The 2,700-nt window shown below is 64.1% G+C and carries 3 protein-coding genes and 1 pseudogene; all 4 read right to left on the minus strand.

All coding sequences use genetic code 11. The features are described 5' to 3' along the window. Nucleotides 1-189 (minus strand): annotated as a pseudogene (locus EOC06_RS43505) (gfo/Idh/MocA family oxidoreductase); the annotation flags it as partial. Nucleotides 190-224: 35 nt separating this feature from the next. Further along, nucleotides 225-1,286: an ABC transporter ATP-binding protein gene (locus EOC06_RS25870; protein ID WP_128309112.1), complete on the minus strand. Its 1,062-nt coding sequence runs from the start codon at nucleotides 1,284-1,286 to the stop codon at nucleotides 225-227. A gap of 1 nt (nucleotide 1,287) precedes the next feature. Continuing rightward, the gene (locus tag EOC06_RS25875) at nucleotides 1,288-2,379 is read right to left on the minus strand and encodes an ABC transporter ATP-binding protein (RefSeq protein WP_128309113.1); all 1,092 of its coding nucleotides are present in this window, start codon (nucleotides 2,377-2,379) and stop codon (nucleotides 1,288-1,290) included. Further along, the coding region (locus EOC06_RS43510; protein WP_245470068.1) for a carbohydrate ABC transporter permease at nucleotides 2,376-2,700 on the minus strand (325 nt) is incomplete at its 5' end. The genes EOC06_RS25875 and EOC06_RS43510, both read right to left, overlap by 4 nt.

Consider the following 2,700-nt stretch of genomic DNA (forward strand, 5'->3'; position numbering starts at 1 on the left):
GATGCTCCAGCGCGTCGCCACCTTCTCGGCGCTGGCCCTGGTGCGCGAGGCGATTGCCACCACCGGGAACCCGGCTTCCTTGTAGGCGGCGAGATGGCACTCGGCCATGATCATGCCTGCGCCGGCGCAGCCGATCTTGTATTCCTTCGTGCGGACCTTCACGTCCGGCTCGAAGCCTTTGCTTCCCATCTCTTCCTCCCGAAACTCTTTCCTTGCGGCGGCCGTCATCGTGCCAACGCTCCGCCGCTCTGTTTGAAATAATGCACTCTGGCCGGCTCGCAGGATATCGCCACCATGGCATCCGGCCGGATGTCGGGCTGGCCGCGCAGCAATGCCTTCAGCCGCGCCTGCCCGGCAGCGAGCGTCACCACGGTATAGCCGCCAAGCGGCTCGACCTCGAACACTCGCGCCGGGCGGCCCGGGCCCCCATCCGCCCACGGTCTAACCTTGATGTCTTCCGGCCTCAGCCCGATCTCCACGGCGTCGGCGGGCGCTGTCTTGTCGTCGATGCGAATCGTGCCTTCAGCCGCTTCGACACCGCCCTCGCCGCGCGCCGATCTGAGGATGTTCATCATCGGCGAACCAAGCAGCCTTGCCACATAGGTGCTGGCCGGGCGGTCGTAGATCTCTGCTGGCGTACCGATCTGCCTGATCTTGCCGTCCTCCAGGATGGCAATGCGGTCAGCGACCGACATCGCCTCTTCCTGGTCATGCGTGACGTAGATCAGCGTCTTGCCGAGTTCGCGCTGGATGCGCTTCAGCTCGACGCGCGTTTCCTCGCGCAGCCTGGCGTCGAGCGCCGAGATCGGATCGTCCATCAGATAGGCATTGGGATCGCGCACCAGAGCCCGCGCGATCGCCACGCGCTGCCGCTCCCCGCCCGAAAGCTGTCCCGGCGGCTTGTGCAGGATATGGCCGATATGCAGCTTCGCCGCGACGTCGGTGACCCGCCGCTTGATCTCGGTCTCGGCGACCCGGCGTTCGACAAGGGGAAAGCGGACATTTTCGAGCGCGCTCATATGCGGAAACAGCGCCAGGTTCTGGAACACCATCGCCACGTTGCGCTCGGCCGGCGACATCGCGTTGACCGGCCTGCCTCCGATCAGGATTTCGCCGGTGTCAGGTGTCTCCAGCCCGAGCACCAGGCGCAGGATCGTCGACTTGCCCGACAGCGGCGGTCCGAAGAAGCAGAAGAACTCGTTGTCGTCGACGGTGAACGAGGCGTCGTCGACGGCGAGTGTATTGCCGTAGCGTTTGGTCACATTGCGGAAGACGATATCGGCCATCTCAACCTGCCTTCATCGCAAGGCCGGTAGCGGCGTCGAAGACGCGCACCGACGACGTAGTGGGGGCGATGACAGCGGTGCCGCCGATAGCCAGTCCGACATCATTGTCGAACACCGTTTTCACAGCCGCCTCGCCCTGGCCGAGATGAACGATGGTGCGCGCACCGATCCGTTCGACAAAGGTCACCGGCATTGCGAGCCCCTGCCCATTCTGAACCAACGTCGCCTGTTCAGGCCGGAATCCGTAAAGCACCTCGCCGCGCGCACCGCGCATGGCCATCGCGAGTTCGCCCGGCAGCGGCGGCGTGACGCCCAGCGGTCCGAGATCGACGACCAGTCCGCGGTCGCTCTCCGCTGGCCTGCCCTTGAGCAGATTCATGCCCGGCGCACCGATAAAGCGGGCGACGAAGACATTGGCCGGATCGTTGTAGACCTCGAGCGGCGTGCCGACCTGCTGCAGCACGCCATGATCCATGACCGCGATGCGGTCGGCCATGGTCATCGCCTCAAGCTGATCGTGGGTGACATAGACCATGGTCTGGCGGAACTGCCGCTGCAGCTGCTTCAGTTCGGTGCGCATGACGGCCCGGAAAGCGGCGTCGACATTGGACAGCGGCTCGTCGAGCAGGAAGATCGCCGGCTCCATGATCGCCGAGCGGCCGATCGCCACCCGCTGCAAGATGTTGACCGACAGCCTGTCGGCCTTGCGGTCGAGCAGCGGCGTCAGCTGCAGCATCTCAGCGATAGCGCCGACACGGCGATCGATCTCGGCTTTGGCAGCCCCTCGCATTTTTGGTCCATAGGCAAGGTTCTGGCACACCGTCATATGCGTGAAGATGGCGTAGTTCTGGAAGACGAAGCCGACGCCGCGCCGGCCCATCGGCACGCCGGCCATGTCGCGCTCGCCAAACAGGATCTTGCCGCCGGTCGGCTCTTCCATGCCGGCGATCATGTTCATCGTCGTCGACTTGCCGCAGCCCGACGGGCCGAGCAGCGCCATGAACTCGCCGTCTGATATTGCCAGGTCCATGGTCTTGAGCGCGGTAAAGTCGCCGAATTTCTTGACCAGGTTCTGCAAGTGGATCGCGCTCATGCCGTTACCTCGCGTGCCCGCGCCATGCGCTTCATGGCAAACACCGCGACGATCGACAGCACGACCAGAATGGCCAGCGCGATCGCCGCCACATAGCCCCAGATCAAATCCTGAGTGGTGAGCTTGTAGATGTAGACCGAGATGGTTTCGGTGGCGACGCCTGGACCGCCGCCGGTCATGATGTAGAGCGTGTCGAAGATCTTGAAGTTCTCGATCACCCGGATCGCCAGCGCGATGATGATGATCGTCTTCATCTTCGGCAGCACGATGGTGACGAAGCGCTGCCAGGGATTGGCGCCGAGCAGCGTCGCCGCCTTGATC

The organism is Mesorhizobium sp. M7A.F.Ca.MR.362.00.0.0, from assembly GCF_004023175.1.
GTDB lineage: Bacteria > Pseudomonadota > Alphaproteobacteria > Rhizobiales > Rhizobiaceae > Mesorhizobium.